Source organism: Acinetobacter sp. YH12126, assembly GCF_013418745.1.
GTDB lineage: Bacteria > Pseudomonadota > Gammaproteobacteria > Pseudomonadales > Moraxellaceae > Acinetobacter > Acinetobacter amyesii.
Genome location: NZ_VPBM01000011.1, coordinates 98,307 through 111,971 on the forward strand (window position 1 = coordinate 98,307; position 13,665 = coordinate 111,971).

General features: G+C 41.7%; 13 protein-coding genes. 9 read left to right on the forward strand and 4 right to left on the reverse strand.

Annotated elements, in window-relative coordinates; translation table 11 throughout:
• Positions 1-104: 104 nt before the first annotated feature.
• Positions 105-317, forward strand: coding sequence for a hypothetical protein (locus FTU62_RS09930; RefSeq protein WP_111884721.1), 213 nt, complete (start codon positions 105-107; stop codon positions 315-317).
• Between the two features lie 85 nt (positions 318-402).
• Here FTU62_RS09930 and FTU62_RS09935 read toward each other — a convergent pair whose 3' ends face one another.
• On the reverse strand, positions 403-1,431 hold the full coding sequence (locus FTU62_RS09935) for a hypothetical protein (RefSeq protein ID WP_180102565.1): 1,029 nt from the start codon (positions 1,429-1,431) through the stop codon (positions 403-405).
• A 159-nt stretch (positions 1,432-1,590) separates the two neighbouring features.
• Here FTU62_RS09935 and pheS point away from each other — a divergent pair, with 159 nt between their 5' ends.
• The 3 genes from pheS to FTU62_RS09950 all read left to right on the forward strand — a co-directional run bounded on the left by pheS (position 1,591) and on the right by FTU62_RS09950 (position 5,376).
• Positions 1,591-2,571 carry a phenylalanine--tRNA ligase subunit alpha gene (gene pheS, locus FTU62_RS09940; RefSeq protein WP_180024390.1) on the forward strand — a complete coding sequence of 327 codons (981 nt, stop codon included), beginning with the start codon at positions 1,591-1,593 and terminating at the stop codon, positions 2,569-2,571.
• 130 nt (positions 2,572-2,701) lie between these two features.
• Positions 2,702-5,083 (forward strand): phenylalanine--tRNA ligase subunit beta, encoded by a 2,382-nt coding sequence (gene pheT, locus FTU62_RS09945; protein WP_180102566.1) that lies wholly within the window; start codon positions 2,702-2,704, stop codon positions 5,081-5,083.
• Positions 5,080-5,376, forward strand: a complete 297-nt coding sequence (locus tag FTU62_RS09950; RefSeq protein ID WP_004783565.1) for an integration host factor subunit alpha — start codon at positions 5,080-5,082, stop codon at positions 5,374-5,376. Before pheT ends, FTU62_RS09950 begins: the two co-directional genes overlap by 4 nt.
• Before the next feature lie 281 nt (positions 5,377-5,657).
• On the opposite strand, the gene FTU62_RS09955 is transcribed toward FTU62_RS09950, so the two are convergent.
• The 3 genes from FTU62_RS09955 to trxA form a co-directional block, all read right to left on the reverse strand.
• Positions 5,658-5,903: a hypothetical protein gene (locus tag FTU62_RS09955; protein ID WP_078192631.1), complete on the reverse strand. Its 246-nt coding sequence runs from the start codon at positions 5,901-5,903 to the stop codon at positions 5,658-5,660.
• Between the two features lie 412 nt (positions 5,904-6,315).
• Positions 6,316-7,584, reverse strand: coding sequence for a transcription termination factor Rho (gene rho / locus FTU62_RS09960; protein ID WP_067731074.1), 1,269 nt, complete (start codon positions 7,582-7,584; stop codon positions 6,316-6,318).
• A 323-nt stretch (positions 7,585-7,907) separates the two neighbouring features.
• Entirely contained in the window at positions 7,908-8,234 is a 327-nt protein-coding gene (gene trxA / locus FTU62_RS09965; protein ID WP_180102567.1) for a thioredoxin, read from the reverse strand.
• A gap of 266 nt (positions 8,235-8,500) precedes the next feature.
• Between trxA and ppx the strand changes: the two genes are divergently transcribed.
• The 5 genes from ppx to FTU62_RS09990 are packed head-to-tail and all read left to right on the forward strand — an operon-like array spanning position 8,501 to position 13,610.
• On the forward strand, positions 8,501-10,021 hold the full coding sequence (gene ppx, locus FTU62_RS09970; RefSeq protein WP_168378483.1) for an exopolyphosphatase: 1,521 nt from the start codon (positions 8,501-8,503) through the stop codon (positions 10,019-10,021).
• A gap of 33 nt (positions 10,022-10,054) precedes the next feature.
• Complete coding sequence (locus tag FTU62_RS09975) at positions 10,055-10,879, forward strand: acetyl-CoA carboxylase carboxyltransferase subunit alpha (protein WP_078189570.1); 825 nt, start codon at positions 10,055-10,057, stop codon at positions 10,877-10,879.
• Positions 10,816-12,192 carry a tRNA lysidine(34) synthetase TilS gene (gene tilS, locus FTU62_RS09980; protein ID WP_180102568.1) on the forward strand — a complete coding sequence of 459 codons (1,377 nt, stop codon included), beginning with the start codon at positions 10,816-10,818 and terminating at the stop codon, positions 12,190-12,192. The genes FTU62_RS09975 and tilS overlap by 64 nt, the downstream gene beginning before the upstream one ends.
• Positions 12,189-13,019 (forward strand): pyrroline-5-carboxylate reductase, encoded by an 831-nt coding sequence (gene proC / locus FTU62_RS09985; RefSeq protein WP_180102569.1) that lies wholly within the window; start codon positions 12,189-12,191, stop codon positions 13,017-13,019. Before tilS ends, proC begins: the two co-directional genes overlap by 4 nt.
• Positions 13,020-13,046: 27 nt before the next feature.
• Positions 13,047-13,610, forward strand: coding sequence for a YggT family protein (locus FTU62_RS09990; protein WP_078189567.1), 564 nt, complete (start codon positions 13,047-13,049; stop codon positions 13,608-13,610).
• Positions 13,611-13,665: the final 55 nt, after the last annotated feature.

Sequence of the window (13,665 nt, forward strand, 5' to 3'; positions counted from 1 at the left end):
ATGTTTTATCAATAAAAAGTTCAGTTAAGTTACAGAAATAATCTTTATACCGCGCTTTGCGACATGCCTAATGTATGGATAGAAAAGAACAAAAGGAAAATAAAATGTTGGCTGAAATAGTTGGTATGGGTCAAGGTAGCATTACTGTAGAGCTCGAAATGATTCCCCGCAAAGGTGAGGCAGTCAAAATCATGTATGGTGCAGACGCAGAGCTTGAGGGGGAAGTAGTCTCTGTCAGTCATTATATTAATCAACATGCCGATCAGCATCGCGTTCGATTAGAAATTCGTCCGTTTAATTATTTAACGACCTCATAATTTTGAAATCTTTCATACAGAAGTATGTTTATAAAAAAAGCCCTTCTATGAGAAGGGCATTTTAATGTCAATTACATTTATACAGTTAAAGTCCGAAGTAATAAGCCAATAAGCAAATCACTACCGTAATAATAATTAAAGTAATCACTCCACCTGCACCGGGTTTATTGGTTGGATTTGGCGTGTGTGCATGCTGAGGATTTGATTTTCTTTGCTCAGTTTTAAATCCATCCAGAGGAGAGCTTTCGACCACAGGAGTTAAACGTGCAGTTTTATAGTGATTGGCGACTTTAACAATAAATTTTGCCGTTAAATCTTCAGTTTTTTGAGCAAAATGGCGCAAATTTAACTGTTCTTCAGGTGTATAGATGCTGCCATCTGCGTGATAGGGATGTTGAATTTTAGACTGAATATGGCGGTTTAATGCATCTAAGCGATGCAAGCTATCATGTGCGAAATCCGCTTGTGCATCCGTTGGCAAGAGTGCAAGTTTTGCGGATTCATTCGATTCGCTGCTTAGATCAAGCTGCGTACCATAATAAGGTGTGCCTAACACCTCCGGCTCAATAAAACCTTCCGCAGGTTTTTGTAAAAATAATTCTGCTTCAGTGAAGTTGTGAATATCATCCCATTTTGGTAACTGCATATCCGCTTCGATGCGTTTAATGAGTTTATGGTTCAGCTCATAGCGCCAAAAGGTTTCGCGACGTATTTGTAGTTGTTGGGATGCCGGTGCTTCATAGTCATTTTCTGCGTTATACCACTCGGCAAGTTCTTTACCAAAAATCCACGCCTGCTTTTTATTTTGTTCGTGGCTCACAATAAAATGGGCAAAGGGAAGAAGTTCAACGTTAGCATTCGGATTTTGTTCATCATTTAGCAAGCTAGAGCTATGTAAACTTAAGCGTTGTACCCCTTGTTTTTTTAAGCCTTCTAGCCAAATTTGGAAATGTTGAGCCAATAAATGCTGTGATAGCAAATCACGAAAATGGAAACTGTGCTGATCAAAAATGTGGTGATTCAACCAACGTTGAAAACTCAAACCTTGGTTGAGAAATTTATTGCCATAAGTGACGAGTGTGAGCTGTTGTTTCCAGATTGGATCGAGTGCCATAAAGATTGGATCCCATTGATATTGTGTTTATCTTATACTTTTTTTAAAACTTGATGCTAATGCAATTTTAACTTGTGAATGCGCTTCATCATAACGGCTAAAAACTGTTAGAATAAGGGGTTTATATTATTTTTTTAAATTGTTGCTTTGAGAGTTACTATGTCACTGGAAGCCCTGACCACTGAAGCGCTCGCTGCGATTGCAGCAGCAGAGGACCTTGCTACACTCGACCAAGTGCGAGTGCAATTTACAGGGAAGAAAAGCCAGCTCGCGGAACAATCGAAGTCGCTCGGTAAAATGGACCCAGAAGAACGTAAAGTTTTTGGTGCTCAAATTCATGCCGTTCGTGAATCGATTACTGGCGCACTGACTGCTCGTCAAGCTGAATTACAAAAAGCTGCATTAGAACAAAAGCTTGCTAGCGAAACGATTGATATTACTTTACCCGGCCGTGGTCAAACGGTGGGTAGTATTCACCCTGTGACTCAAGTTCAAGAACGTATTTGCCAATTCTTTACCAAAGCTGGCTTTACTGTTGCGACTGGTCCTGAAGTTGAAGATGATTATCACAACTTTGAAGCATTGAACATTCCGGGTCATCACCCTGCACGTGCGATGCACGACACTTTCTATTTTGATGCGAATCATTTACTTCGTACGCATACCTCAGGCGTGCAAATTCGTACGATGGAAACTCAGCAGCCTCCAATCCGTATTGTGTGTCCTGGTCGTGTTTATCGCTGTGACTCAGATCAAACGCATTCGCCAATGTTCCATCAAATCGAAGGTTTGTATGTGGCTGAAAACACCAGCTTTGCAGAACTTAAAGGTTTGTTAGTGAACTTGCTAAATGAATTCTTTGAAAAAGATTTGAAAGTACGTTTCCGTCCATCTTATTTCCCATTTACAGAGCCAAGTGCGGAAGTGGATATCATGGATGAACGTGGTAAATGGTTGGAAGTTTTGGGCTGCGGTATGGTGCATCCAAACGTTTTACAAGCCGCTGGCATTGACCCAGAAAAATACAAAGGCTTTGCCTTCGGTTTAGGTGTAGAACGTTTTGCAATGTTGCGTTATGGCATTAATGACCTACGTATGTTCTACCAAAATGATGTGCGTTTCTTACGCCAATTTGCTTAAACAGTTTTATACCTCTCCCTAACCTCTCCTAAAAGGAGAGGGGTTGTCCATCATGACTTAGGGTTCGTCCTCTTTCTTTAAAGGGGCGCTAGAGGGGATTAGAAATTTAGAATTAATAGGTTTTTATACAATGAAAATTAGCGAAAATTGGTTGCGTACATGGGTTAACCCAGCCATTGATAGCGATACACTTTCTGACCAACTGACCATGTTAGGTTTAGAAGTTGATGATTTATCTCCTGCTGCAAAACCATTTACTGGTGTAGTAGTCGGTGAAGTTTTAACAGTGGTTCAACATCCCGATGCTGACCGGTTACGTGTCACTACTGTAAACATCGGTTCAGGCGAGCCGTTACAAATCGTTTGTGGAGCTCCAAACGTACGTGTAGGCATGAAAGCTCCTGTAGCAACCATTGGTGCAGTACTTCCGGGCGATTTCAAAATTAAAAAAGGCAAGCTTCGTGGTGTTGAATCACAAGGCATGCTGTGCGGTGCGTCTGAAATTGATCTTGAAGACAAAATCGACGGTCTATTGGAGCTTCCTGCAGATGCTCCTGTAGGCACAAATATTCGTGAATACTTAGATCTTGATGACAATGTCATTGATATTAGTATTACACCAAACCGTGGAGACTGTTTCAGTATTCGTGGTATTGCACGTGAAATTGGTGTGATTAATCAACTCCCTGTGACTGCCCCTGAAATTAAAGAAGTTGCTGCAACAATTACTGATGAGAAGAAAGTTGTTGTTGAAACTGATGGTTGCCCACGTTACTTAGGTCGAGTGATCAAAAACGTCAATACCAAAGCACCAACTCCTGAGTGGATGGAGCGTGCATTGGCTCGTGCGGGCATCCGTCAGCACAGTATTTTGGTCGATATTACCAACTACGTTTTAATGGAATTGGGTCAACCTTTACATGCATTCGATGGCGGTAAAGTTGAAGGAGCAGTTCGTGTACGCCAAGCAACAGCAGCAGAAAAATTAACGTTGTTGAATGAACAAGAAGTTGAATTATCTGAAAACGTGATGGTGATTGCGGATGATCAAAAAGCTTTGGCGATTGCAGGAATCATGGGCGGTCTAAGTTCAGCGGTTTCTGATGATACCACTGAAATTTTCCTTGAGTCGGCGTTCTTTGATCAACTCTATATCGCAGGTCGTGCACGTAGTTTTGGTTTGCATACTGATGCATCTCAGCGTTATGAACGCGGTGTAGACTTTGAATTGCCGATGACGGCAATGCACCGTGCTTCTCAACTTATCGCTGATTTAGCTGGTGGTGAGTTTGGTCCAATTACTGTTGCTGAAAAAGTAGAGCTATTACCAAAACGTGAAGCCATTGAACTGAACCAAGCGCAAGTCGATCAACTGCTTGGTTATAAAGTTGAATATGCATTTATTACCGATGCTTTAACGCGTTTGGGTTGCAATGTCACTGTGAAAGCAGAAGGTGAGTGGACAGTTGTACCGCCATCACACCGCTTTGATATGGCGATTTATCAAGACCTGATCGAAGAAGTGGCACGTATTCACGGTTACGACAATATTCAAATCAGCTTGCCAGTGATTGATGTCAAACTAGCGAAATACCAAGACCAATTTGAATTGGTTCAGTTACGCCAAACTGCAGTTACTTTGGGTTATCAAGAAGCGATTAGCTTTAGCTTTGCAGATGCGAAACTAGAGAAACAATTGAATCCACAGGTTCAACCACTAGCGCTTGCAAACCCGATTTCTAGCGACCTTGCAGTGATGCGTTCAACCTTATTATCAAGTTTGATCCCATGTGTGCAATACAACGTGAACCGTCAGCAAAACCGTGTGCGTTTCTATGAGCTTGGTCTACGTTTTGATTATCAAGGTGCGAACAGCATTCATGATCTCAAACAGATACCAACCTTTGCACTGGTTGCAACAGGTTCGCGTACGACTGAATCTTGGCATGGTAAAGCACAGCCAATGGATTTCTTTGACTTTAAAGGCGATGTAGAGGAGATTTTAAATTCTGCACGTTTAAATGTTGAATATGTACGTTCAGAGCGTACGTGGTTACATCCGGGTCAATCTGCTGAAATCTTAGTCAATGGTCAATCAATTGGTTACTTCGGTCGTTTACACCCATCTTTAGAAGATGAGTTGGATTTGGCGACTACTTGGGTAGCTGAATTGGATCAATCGGCTGTTTTGCAAACTTATGTATCTAATTTTACAGAATTATCACGTTTTCCGTCGGTTCGACGTGATATTGCGCTTTTAATTAGTGATAAGATTAATGTTAGTGAAATTCAGCAACTTATCGAAAAAACAGGCGGTGAGCTTTTAGACGCAGTTTGGTTATTCGATGTGTACACTGGTCAAGGTGTCGAAGAAGGCAAGCGCTCATTGGCATTTGCAATTCAATGGCAACATCCAACACGTACATTAGAAGATGCTGAAATCAAAACCGGTATGGATAACATACTTCAGGTGTTGGAAAACACTTACCAGGCGACATTGAGGGCTTCATGACAGCATTAACAAAAGCAGAAATGGCTGATCATTTAAGTGAGCTCACGAGTTTAAACCGTCGTGAAGCAAAACAAATGGTCGAGTTATTCTTCGATGAGATTAGCCAAGCGCTAATCTCTGGGGAACAAGTTAAACTCTCAGGTTTCGGTAACTTCGAGTTGCGTGATAAACGTCAACGCCCAGGCCGTAACCCGAAAACGGGTGAAGAAATTCCGATTTCTGCCCGTCGTGTAGTGACCTTCCGTGCGGGACAAAAATTCCGTCAACGTGTTGGAAATGAGCAGATCAATTGATCTGCTTTTTTTTCCTTTGATTTAGGAGGCGCAGTGCTCATCATCTATCGCACAATTCATGTTGAAGAATATTCGTTTTAAAGTGAGACGATATATTTGAGTTGAGTTGTCGTAAAGATTGATTGTGGCTTTCTTTGAGCTAAATCTTCAGTTTTTATTTTTCAATAAGCATGGGTTTAGTATTTTGAATTTTAGCTATTTTTATTAACAAAGGTTTAAAGTTTGAGGCAATAAAAAAGAGAGCCAAAGGGCTCTCTTTTTGTGCTGAATAATCGGTTAGATTATTGAGCTTCAGAAGCAGCAGCAGTAGCTTCAGAAGCAGCAGCAGTAGCTTCAGAAGCAGCAGCAGTAGCTTCAGATGCAGCAGCAGAAGCTTCAACAGCAGCAGCGTCAGACGCAGCAACTACTTCAGAAGCAGCAGCTTCAGATGCAGCAGCAGGAGCAGCTTCTTCAGTTTTTTTAGCACAACCAACGAAAGCTAAAGTAGTAGCAACTGCAGCAGCAATAGCGATTTTTTTGAATAACATGGCATCACTCTCTAAAATATGAGATTAAAAAATAACCTGCGTTAGTCTGTTGTGTGCTTTTATTATGCCTAATTTGAATAGGTATTAAAAATGCATAGAGCAGTCTAACTGGTCTGCGTGTATGCTATCACTGAGTATTTTGAAATGCTACTAGTGACTTTGAAAAAACCGTTAAAAATAGGTGAAAAACGGCCATTTTTTAACAGAAAATAACAATTAAGAGAAAGTTTTATATTGGCGAAATAGCAAATAAACTACTAAAAAGAATAGGGTTTTTTAACATATATTTTTTATAATCATAAACTTGAAAATAAGTTTACATGGAGATCTATCAAATGTTTCTTTGTGTAACTAAAGTCAACCAAATAAAAAGGCCATCGTTATAGATGGCCTTTTCAGTCAAACATTCAACTTAGTTGGATGCTTTACGTTTCATTTGATCGAAGAAATCATCATTGGTTTTGGTTTCTTTCATGCGATCAAGCAAGAATTCCATCGCTGCAAGTTCGTCTTGTGTATGAAGCAATTTACGTAAAATCCAAACTTTACGGAGGTTATCTTCAGACATTAGGCGCTCTTCACGACGTGTACCTGATTTTTTGATGTTCATCGCAGGGAACACGCGTTTTTCAGCAATACGACGGTCTAGGGTAATTTCTTGGTTACCTGTACCTTTGAATTCTTCGTAGATCACTTCATCCATCTTACTGCCAGTTTCAATCAAGGCAGTTGAGATAATTGTCAGTGAACCACCTTCTTCGATATTACGTGCTGCACCGAAGAAACGTTTTGGACGTTCTAAAGCATGGGCATCCACACCACCAGTAAGAACTTTACCAGATGAAGGGATTACGGTGTTGTAAGCACGTGCTAAACGAGTAATTGAGTCTAGCAAAATCACCACGTCTTTTTTGTGTTCTACAAGACGTTTAGCTTTTTCGATCACCATCTCTGCAACTTGTACGTGACGAGCTGGTGATTCATCGAATGTTGAAGCAACTACTTCACCACGAACAGTACGTTCCATTTCTGTTACTTCTTCAGGACGTTCGTCAATCAGAAGGACAATCAAGAAACATTCAGGATTGTTACGAACAATCGACTGTGCGATGTTTTGTAACAACATGGTTTTACCCGCTTTTGGTGGTGCAACGATAATTGAACGTTGACCTTTACCAATCGGAGCAACCAAGTCAACCACACGCGCAGTTAAGTCTTCTGTTGTACCATTACCTAATTCCATTACCAATTGTTCGGTTGGAAATAAAGGTGTTAAGTTTTCGAAAAGAATCTTATTACGTGAGTTTTCTGGTGTGTCGTAGTTAATTTGATTAACTTTTAATAATGCAAAGTAACGTTCGCCTTCTTTAGGTGGACGAATCGTACCTGTAATAGTGTCACCAGTACGAAGGTTGAAGCGACGGATTTGTGATGGGCTCACATAGATATCGTCAGGGCCGGCTAGGTAAGAACCCGCTGCAGAGCGTAAGAAACCAAAGCCGTCCGACAGAATTTCTAGAACGCCATCACCAAAAATCTCTTCGCCGTTCATTGCGTGGCGCTTTAAGATGGCAAAAATAATATCTTGCTTACGGTTACGAGCCATTCCTTCGAGGCCCATAAACTCGGCAATCTTGATGAGTTCGCCAATCGGTTTTTTCTTGAGTTCGGTTAAGTTCATAGGTGGTCAGATAGAATCTAAAATTCTGAGGTACAGGTTGGAAAAGGGAGCAACAAATGTGCCGCGATCATGCAAGAAACGATAGCAATTGGTTTGCACAAAACAATTCAGAGATCTGATTCGTTATATGAAGAGAGATGTGAAAAACAATTCTGTTGCCGAGCGGCATTTTATGTGTTGTGTTGTAAGAAAATGACAGGATTTGAGATCCTTAATTTCTTGAGTAAACAATATAAGAGAGAACACAGCATTTGTCAATTTATCAACCAAAAAAATACGCTGTGTAAAACAGCGTATTTTCGAGTGTTTTTATCGAAAAAATATTAGATGTTTTCTTGGATGAAAGCTGTCAATTTAGATTTTGGTGCTGCACCGACTTGGGTTGCTACAACTTCGCCGTTTTTAAACATTAATAATGCAGGAATGTTACGGATGTTGTAGTTTACAGCTGTTTGTTCGCAAGAAGTTACGTCTACTTTAACGATTTTAACTTTGCCTTCAAACTCAGTTGAAAGTACTTCAAGTACAGGTGCAATGGCTTTACAAGGAGCACACCAACCTGCCCAGAAATCTACAAGTACAGGAGTATCAGACTCTAGTACATCGGCTTGGAAGTTTTCATCAGTTGTATTTACGATATTGCCAGACATGGATTTTGCTCCGGAATTAATTTTTAAGTTGACTCTATGTTTATAAGTATTACATAGCCAACTATAACAATGTAGGGGGTTATGTAAATTTTCGACCTGAATGGCGAGTTTGTCTAATGGATGATCACGATGCCGATGATCGTGTATGACTATCATTGCTTCAGATAAAAAATCGATAAGTTCCGCCCGAACTACTCATAAATGGCTTTTAAATTACATGTATGTGAATTAATCTAAGCACAATTCTGAACAGGTTTTTTTGAATAATGTCTGATTTTTTGATTGATGAAGAATTACTTGCTGCTATCGATATGGGATCGAACAGCTTCCACTTGGCTATCGCACGCGTAGACCATGGTGAAGTGAAAAAAGTTGCATCAATGTCAGAAAAAGTACAGCTTGCCGCAGGTCTAGACGAAAATAAAAATTTGACTGAAGCCGCACAGCAACGAGGATTAGCCTGCCTAGCACGTTTTGTGGGGCGTTTAAATCCTGTACAAGCTAACCGTTTACGTATTGTGGCGACTAATGCCTTGCGTCAAGCAAAAAATGGTCATGAATTTATTCAAAAAGCCGCTGAAATTTTACCAAAACCAATTGAAATCATTGCTGGTCGTGAAGAAGCCCGTCTAATTTATTTAGGGGTTTCACATACTATGGCAAATAGTGGTCGCCGCCTTGTGATTGATATCGGTGGGGGCTCAACAGAGTTGATTATTGGTGAAGAGTTTGAACCGATTCATACAGAATCTGTGCAAATGGGCTGTGTCGCTTTTACCAAAGCGTTTTTTGCTGATGGTGAAATTAACCTGAAAAGTTTTGATAAAGCGGTAAATGCTGCTCGCAAGGAAATCGCAGGCATTGCCAACACTTATAAAGCTGCAGGCTGGGATACTGTTGTCGGTTCAAGTGGCACGATCAAAGCGTGTCGTCAGATTTGTGTCAATATGGGCTGGAGCAACGATCAGGAAGAACTGACACGTGACGGTTTATTTAAACTCAAAGATAAATTGCTTAAATATAAGCATGTCAATGAAATGGAATTTGATGGTCTAAAAGAAGACCGTCGAGCAGTTTTGCCAGCCGGCATTGCCATTTTGTATGCAGTCTTTGATGTGCTGAATATCGATAAATTGGTTTATTCTGATGGCGCGTTACGTGAAGGCGTGATGTACGACCTATTGGGACGTTTCCAACATGAAGATGTTCGTGACCGTTCTGTACATGCGTTGATGGGGCGCTACAACGCAGATATGAAACAAGCTGAGCGAGTGGTAAATACTGCGCAACAGCTGTTTAATGGTGTGGCGACCGCACTGAATTTGACCAGTGATGACAGTGATTTACTGCGTCGTGCAGCGTATTTGCATGAAATTGGCTTAGCGATCAGTCATAGTGGTTACCATCGTCATGGTGCCTATTTACTGCAACATTCGGATATTCCGGGTTTCTCACAAATTGATCAAAATCATTTGTCGCATTTAGTGGCGCATCATCGTCGTAAGTTACGCAGTGATGCACGTGTCGATGTGATGAAAGTCGGTGGTAACAAACTTGTTTACTTATGTCTATTGCTTCGTTTAGCAGTTTTATTAAATCATAGTCGCAGCGATGAGATGCTTCCTGCCATTGAATTAAGCGTGGACAATGCGCAACAATGGCAACTTAGTGTTTCTGGTGATGCCAAACAGTGGCCTTTGTTGGTTGCAGACTTGCATGATGAGCAAGTGCAATTTAAGCATTGGGATATTGAACTGAATATCCAGTCGGAACAATTTATCAATTAACAGACCAGTTAAGTTAGGGATAATGATCGACCTATGAAAAATAAAGCAGCTCAATCTAAAGCCTGGACTACGGTTCAGATCGCACGTCATCCTGAACGTCCGCAGTTTTTGGATTATGTTGGCGAAATTTTTACAGAGTTCGATGCTTTGCACGGTGACCGCCTATTTGGTGATGACGGAGCGATGATTGGTGGTTTGGCTCGTTTAGATGGTCAGCCTGTGATGATTGTAGGTCAGCACCGTGGTCGTAGTACACGTGAAAAATTACAACATAATTTTGGTATGAGTAACCCCGAAGGTTACCGTAAAGCACAGCGTTTATTGGATATGGCCGAGCGTTTTAATCTGCCTGTCTTTACCTTTATTGATACCATGGGGGCGTACCCAGGTGTCGGTGCAGAAGAACGTGGTCAGGCTGAAGCGATTGCAACCAGCTTAGCTCAGCTTTCTTCACTCAAAGTGCCTGTAGTGGCAACGGTATTAGGTGAAGGTGGTTCGGGTGGTGCGCTCGGTATCGGCGTAGCTGACCGTGTGATTATGTTATCTCACAGTATTTATTCAGTGATTTCACCTGAAGGCTGTGCATCTATTTTGTGGAAAACTGCAGAAAAAGCAGAACAAGCAAGTGAAGCATTGGCATTGACGGCAGATAAATTGCAGAAGATGGGCATTGTAGAATACGTGGTGGACGAAGCGGAAGGCGCACATTTAAACCCTGAAAAAGTCATGCAGGATTTGAAAGTGGTCTTGAAGCAAGCTCTAGAAGAACTGCAACCAATGGATGCAAACGAACGATGCGAAGCGCGTTATCAGCGTTTAATGAAGTTTGGCAGCGACAATTTAGGGCTGACTGCTTAAGTCAAATTCAGGCGCTGCCTGAACAAAGCCGATTTTTAATAGGATGTAGTGGTGGCATGGATTCCATGTTGCTGCTGCATCTTATGTCGTTTTTGTGCCCTGAAAAAATACGGGTGATTTATATTGATCACCAACTACAAGCGTGTAGTCATGCTTGGGGCGAGTTTGTACACGCTCAGTGTGCAGCGTTAAATCTCCCATTCATTATACAGAAAGTCCAGGTTGCGCAAGGTAACCTTGAAAATCAAGCACGCTCGGCCCGCTATCAAGCCTTTGCCCAACATTTACAAGCAGATGAAATATTAGTACTCGCGCATCATCAGCAAGATCAAGCCGAGACACTGATATTGCGCCTACTTTCAGGTGCCGGTGTCCATGGCCTTGCTGCCATGAAAAAATTCGATGTACGTGAAGATTTTACATTATGGCGTCCGCTATTGGATCTTTCACGTGAGCAAATTTGCCAATGGGCAGCACAGCTGCATGTGCAAAATATTCAAGATCTCACCAATTTTGATACTGACTATGACCGCGCGTGGAGTCGTGAGATTTTGTGGCCGTTACTCAGCGAGCGATTTCCTAAAATGCAGCAAGCTCTGAGCCGAACCAGTTACTTGATGCAAGATGCTGATGAAATTTTATATGAGGTGTTGCAGCAAGATTTAGCGGCCTGTGGTTCATCACAAATGTTATCTTTGGCTGCTTTACAACAGCTCAGTCAGGCACGTCAGCGTCAGTTGTTATCGCACTGGATGAAAGGTGAGGGGCAATATCGTCCAAGTTTTGAAATGGTACAGCGTTTATTTTCAGAAGTGATTGGCTCACGCGAAGACTCGCAAGCGGCATTACACTGGAATGGATTTTATTATCTGCGCTTTCAACAGCAACTTCATCGGATTGCCAAAGCGGAATATCTGCCAACTGAACCCATTCAAGAGGTTGAGGTTGTAACTTGTGTTGCAGGTCAGTGCCTCAAGTTGCCTGCAGGACATTTTGTGATTCAACCCTCAGAGGTTGGCTTATCACCAGAATTATTGGGGCAGCAACTGCAGATTCGCCCACGCCTTGGCGGAGAAAAAATTCATTTATATGGTCGTGTCGGAAGTTGGCCTTTGAAAAAAGCCATTCAGCAGGCGCAAATTTTTCCATGGCAGCGTCATACTATTCAAATATTAAGCCGAGATAATGTTATGCTAGGCGTCTTTACGCCTCAGGGCTTTTGGTTGGCGCAGTCTGAATTTTGTACTCAAGCTGGCTGGCAACCGACATTATCTCTTAACGCTAAATCTGCAATATCGGATCTTCAATCATGAGCGCAATTCTAAATTGTAATATCAGTTTCATTGGTGGCGGCAACATGGCACAGGCTTTAATTGGTGGCCTAATTGCACGTGGTGTCCCGACTACACGTATTACAGTTTCAGATCCCGTAGAAAAAGTACGTGAGCTTTTGGCTGAAAAAGATTTGCATGTGACCGATGATAATGTTGCGGCAATTCGAGATGCTGACATTGTTCTTTTTGCGGTTAAACCTCAGGTGTTGGCAAAAGTTTTGGCACCATTACAAGGTTTGCTAGAAGGGAAGTTGGTGATTTCAATTGTTGCAGGTGCAGAAATTGCAACGATTTCAAAACTATTAGGCACAGAGCGTATTGTTCGTGTCATGCCAAATACACCGGCTTTAGTTCAAACCGGTGCGCATGGCTTATATGCAGGTGAAGCGGTTACAGCTGAAGATCGTGATCTTGCAAGTCAAGTTTTGGCTTCAACGGGTTTAACACTTTGGGTAAACTCAGAAGCGCAAATTGATGCGGTAACAGCTGTTTCTGGCTCAGGTCCTGCATACTTTTTCTATATGATGGAAAGTATGATCCGTGCAGGTAAAAACATGGGCTTGGATGAAAAGGTAGCTACAGCGCTAACCTTGCAAACTGCATTGGGCGCTGCACAAATGGCGATTACCAGTGCCAACAGTCCTGCGGAGTTGCGTAAAAATGTAACCTCTCCAAACGGTACAACACAAGCTGCGATTGAAGTATTTGATCATGCTCAAATTTCACAAAATATTCAGGCCGCTTTAGCCGCAGCGCAAAAGCGTAGCCAAGAGTTGGCACAAGAGTTAAGCGAAAGCACCAAATAATTCGATTTGATTTAGGAAAGTTCAAGTATGGGCTCTGCTCAAATTTTTGGAATCATTATTAACGTTGCAATTTTGCTCGTATTTTTCCGTTTTTTAATGCAGCTTGCTGCCGTGAGTCCATATAACCCTGTGGTTTTGGCAACAGCAAAAGCAACAAAAATTGTCGATATCTTTAGCCGAATTTTCCCTACTTTGGCCAAAGGTCGAGTGAATACCGCAGCATTGGTGTTGGTGGTGATTCTGTATTTGTTAAAAATGTTTGGTTTGATGTATTTGTCTGGCGTGGCGGTGAATAGTCCATTCCATCTGATTATTATGACCTTTGTGACCATGATTCAGGATTTAATCCGTTTCTGTCGTTACTTAATTTTTGCATCGATTATTTTGAGTTGGGTCGTGATGTTTAGTCAGTCACGTTCGCCTTATATTGAAGTGGTTCAAGAATTGGCAGAACCGCTACTTGCGCCATTCCGCCGTATTCTTCCAAATATGGGGATGATTGACTTGTCACCAATTTTTGCGATTTTGGCATTGTTGGTTGCGGAAACCATTATGAAGCAAGTCGCAATTGCATTATTGACTGGTCTTTAATCTGAGCTAAGATGAGTTAAATTAAAAAGGACGCCGAGGCGTCCTTTTTTGTGGA

Excerpts from the sequence above, each read along its gene's own strand:
- FTU62_RS09930 (WP_111884721.1), top strand. The coding sequence starts at position 105 with ATGTTGGCTGAAATAGTTGGTATGGGTCAAGGTAGCATTACTGTAGAG.
- FTU62_RS09935 (WP_180102565.1), bottom strand. The coding sequence starts at position 1,431 with ATGGCACTCGATCCAATCTGGAAACAACAGCTCACACTCGTCACTTAT.
- pheS (WP_180024390.1), top strand. The coding sequence starts at position 1,591 with ATGTCACTGGAAGCCCTGACCACTGAAGCGCTCGCTGCGATTGCAGCA.
- pheT (WP_180102566.1), top strand. The coding sequence starts at position 2,702 with ATGAAAATTAGCGAAAATTGGTTGCGTACATGGGTTAACCCAGCCATT.
- FTU62_RS09950 (WP_004783565.1), top strand. The coding sequence starts at position 5,080 with ATGACAGCATTAACAAAAGCAGAAATGGCTGATCATTTAAGTGAGCTC.
- FTU62_RS09955 (WP_078192631.1), bottom strand. The coding sequence starts at position 5,903 with ATGTTATTCAAAAAAATCGCTATTGCTGCTGCAGTTGCTACTACTTTA.
- rho (WP_067731074.1), bottom strand. The coding sequence starts at position 7,584 with ATGAACTTAACCGAACTCAAGAAAAAACCGATTGGCGAACTCATCAAG.
- trxA (WP_180102567.1), bottom strand. The coding sequence starts at position 8,234 with ATGTCTGGCAATATCGTAAATACAACTGATGAAAACTTCCAAGCCGAT.
- ppx (WP_168378483.1), top strand. The coding sequence starts at position 8,501 with ATGTCTGATTTTTTGATTGATGAAGAATTACTTGCTGCTATCGATATG.
- FTU62_RS09975 (WP_078189570.1), top strand. The coding sequence starts at position 10,055 with ATGAAAAATAAAGCAGCTCAATCTAAAGCCTGGACTACGGTTCAGATC.
- tilS (WP_180102568.1), top strand. The coding sequence starts at position 10,816 with ATGCGAAGCGCGTTATCAGCGTTTAATGAAGTTTGGCAGCGACAATTT.
- proC (WP_180102569.1), top strand. The coding sequence starts at position 12,189 with ATGAGCGCAATTCTAAATTGTAATATCAGTTTCATTGGTGGCGGCAAC.
- FTU62_RS09990 (WP_078189567.1), top strand. The coding sequence starts at position 13,047 with ATGGGCTCTGCTCAAATTTTTGGAATCATTATTAACGTTGCAATTTTG.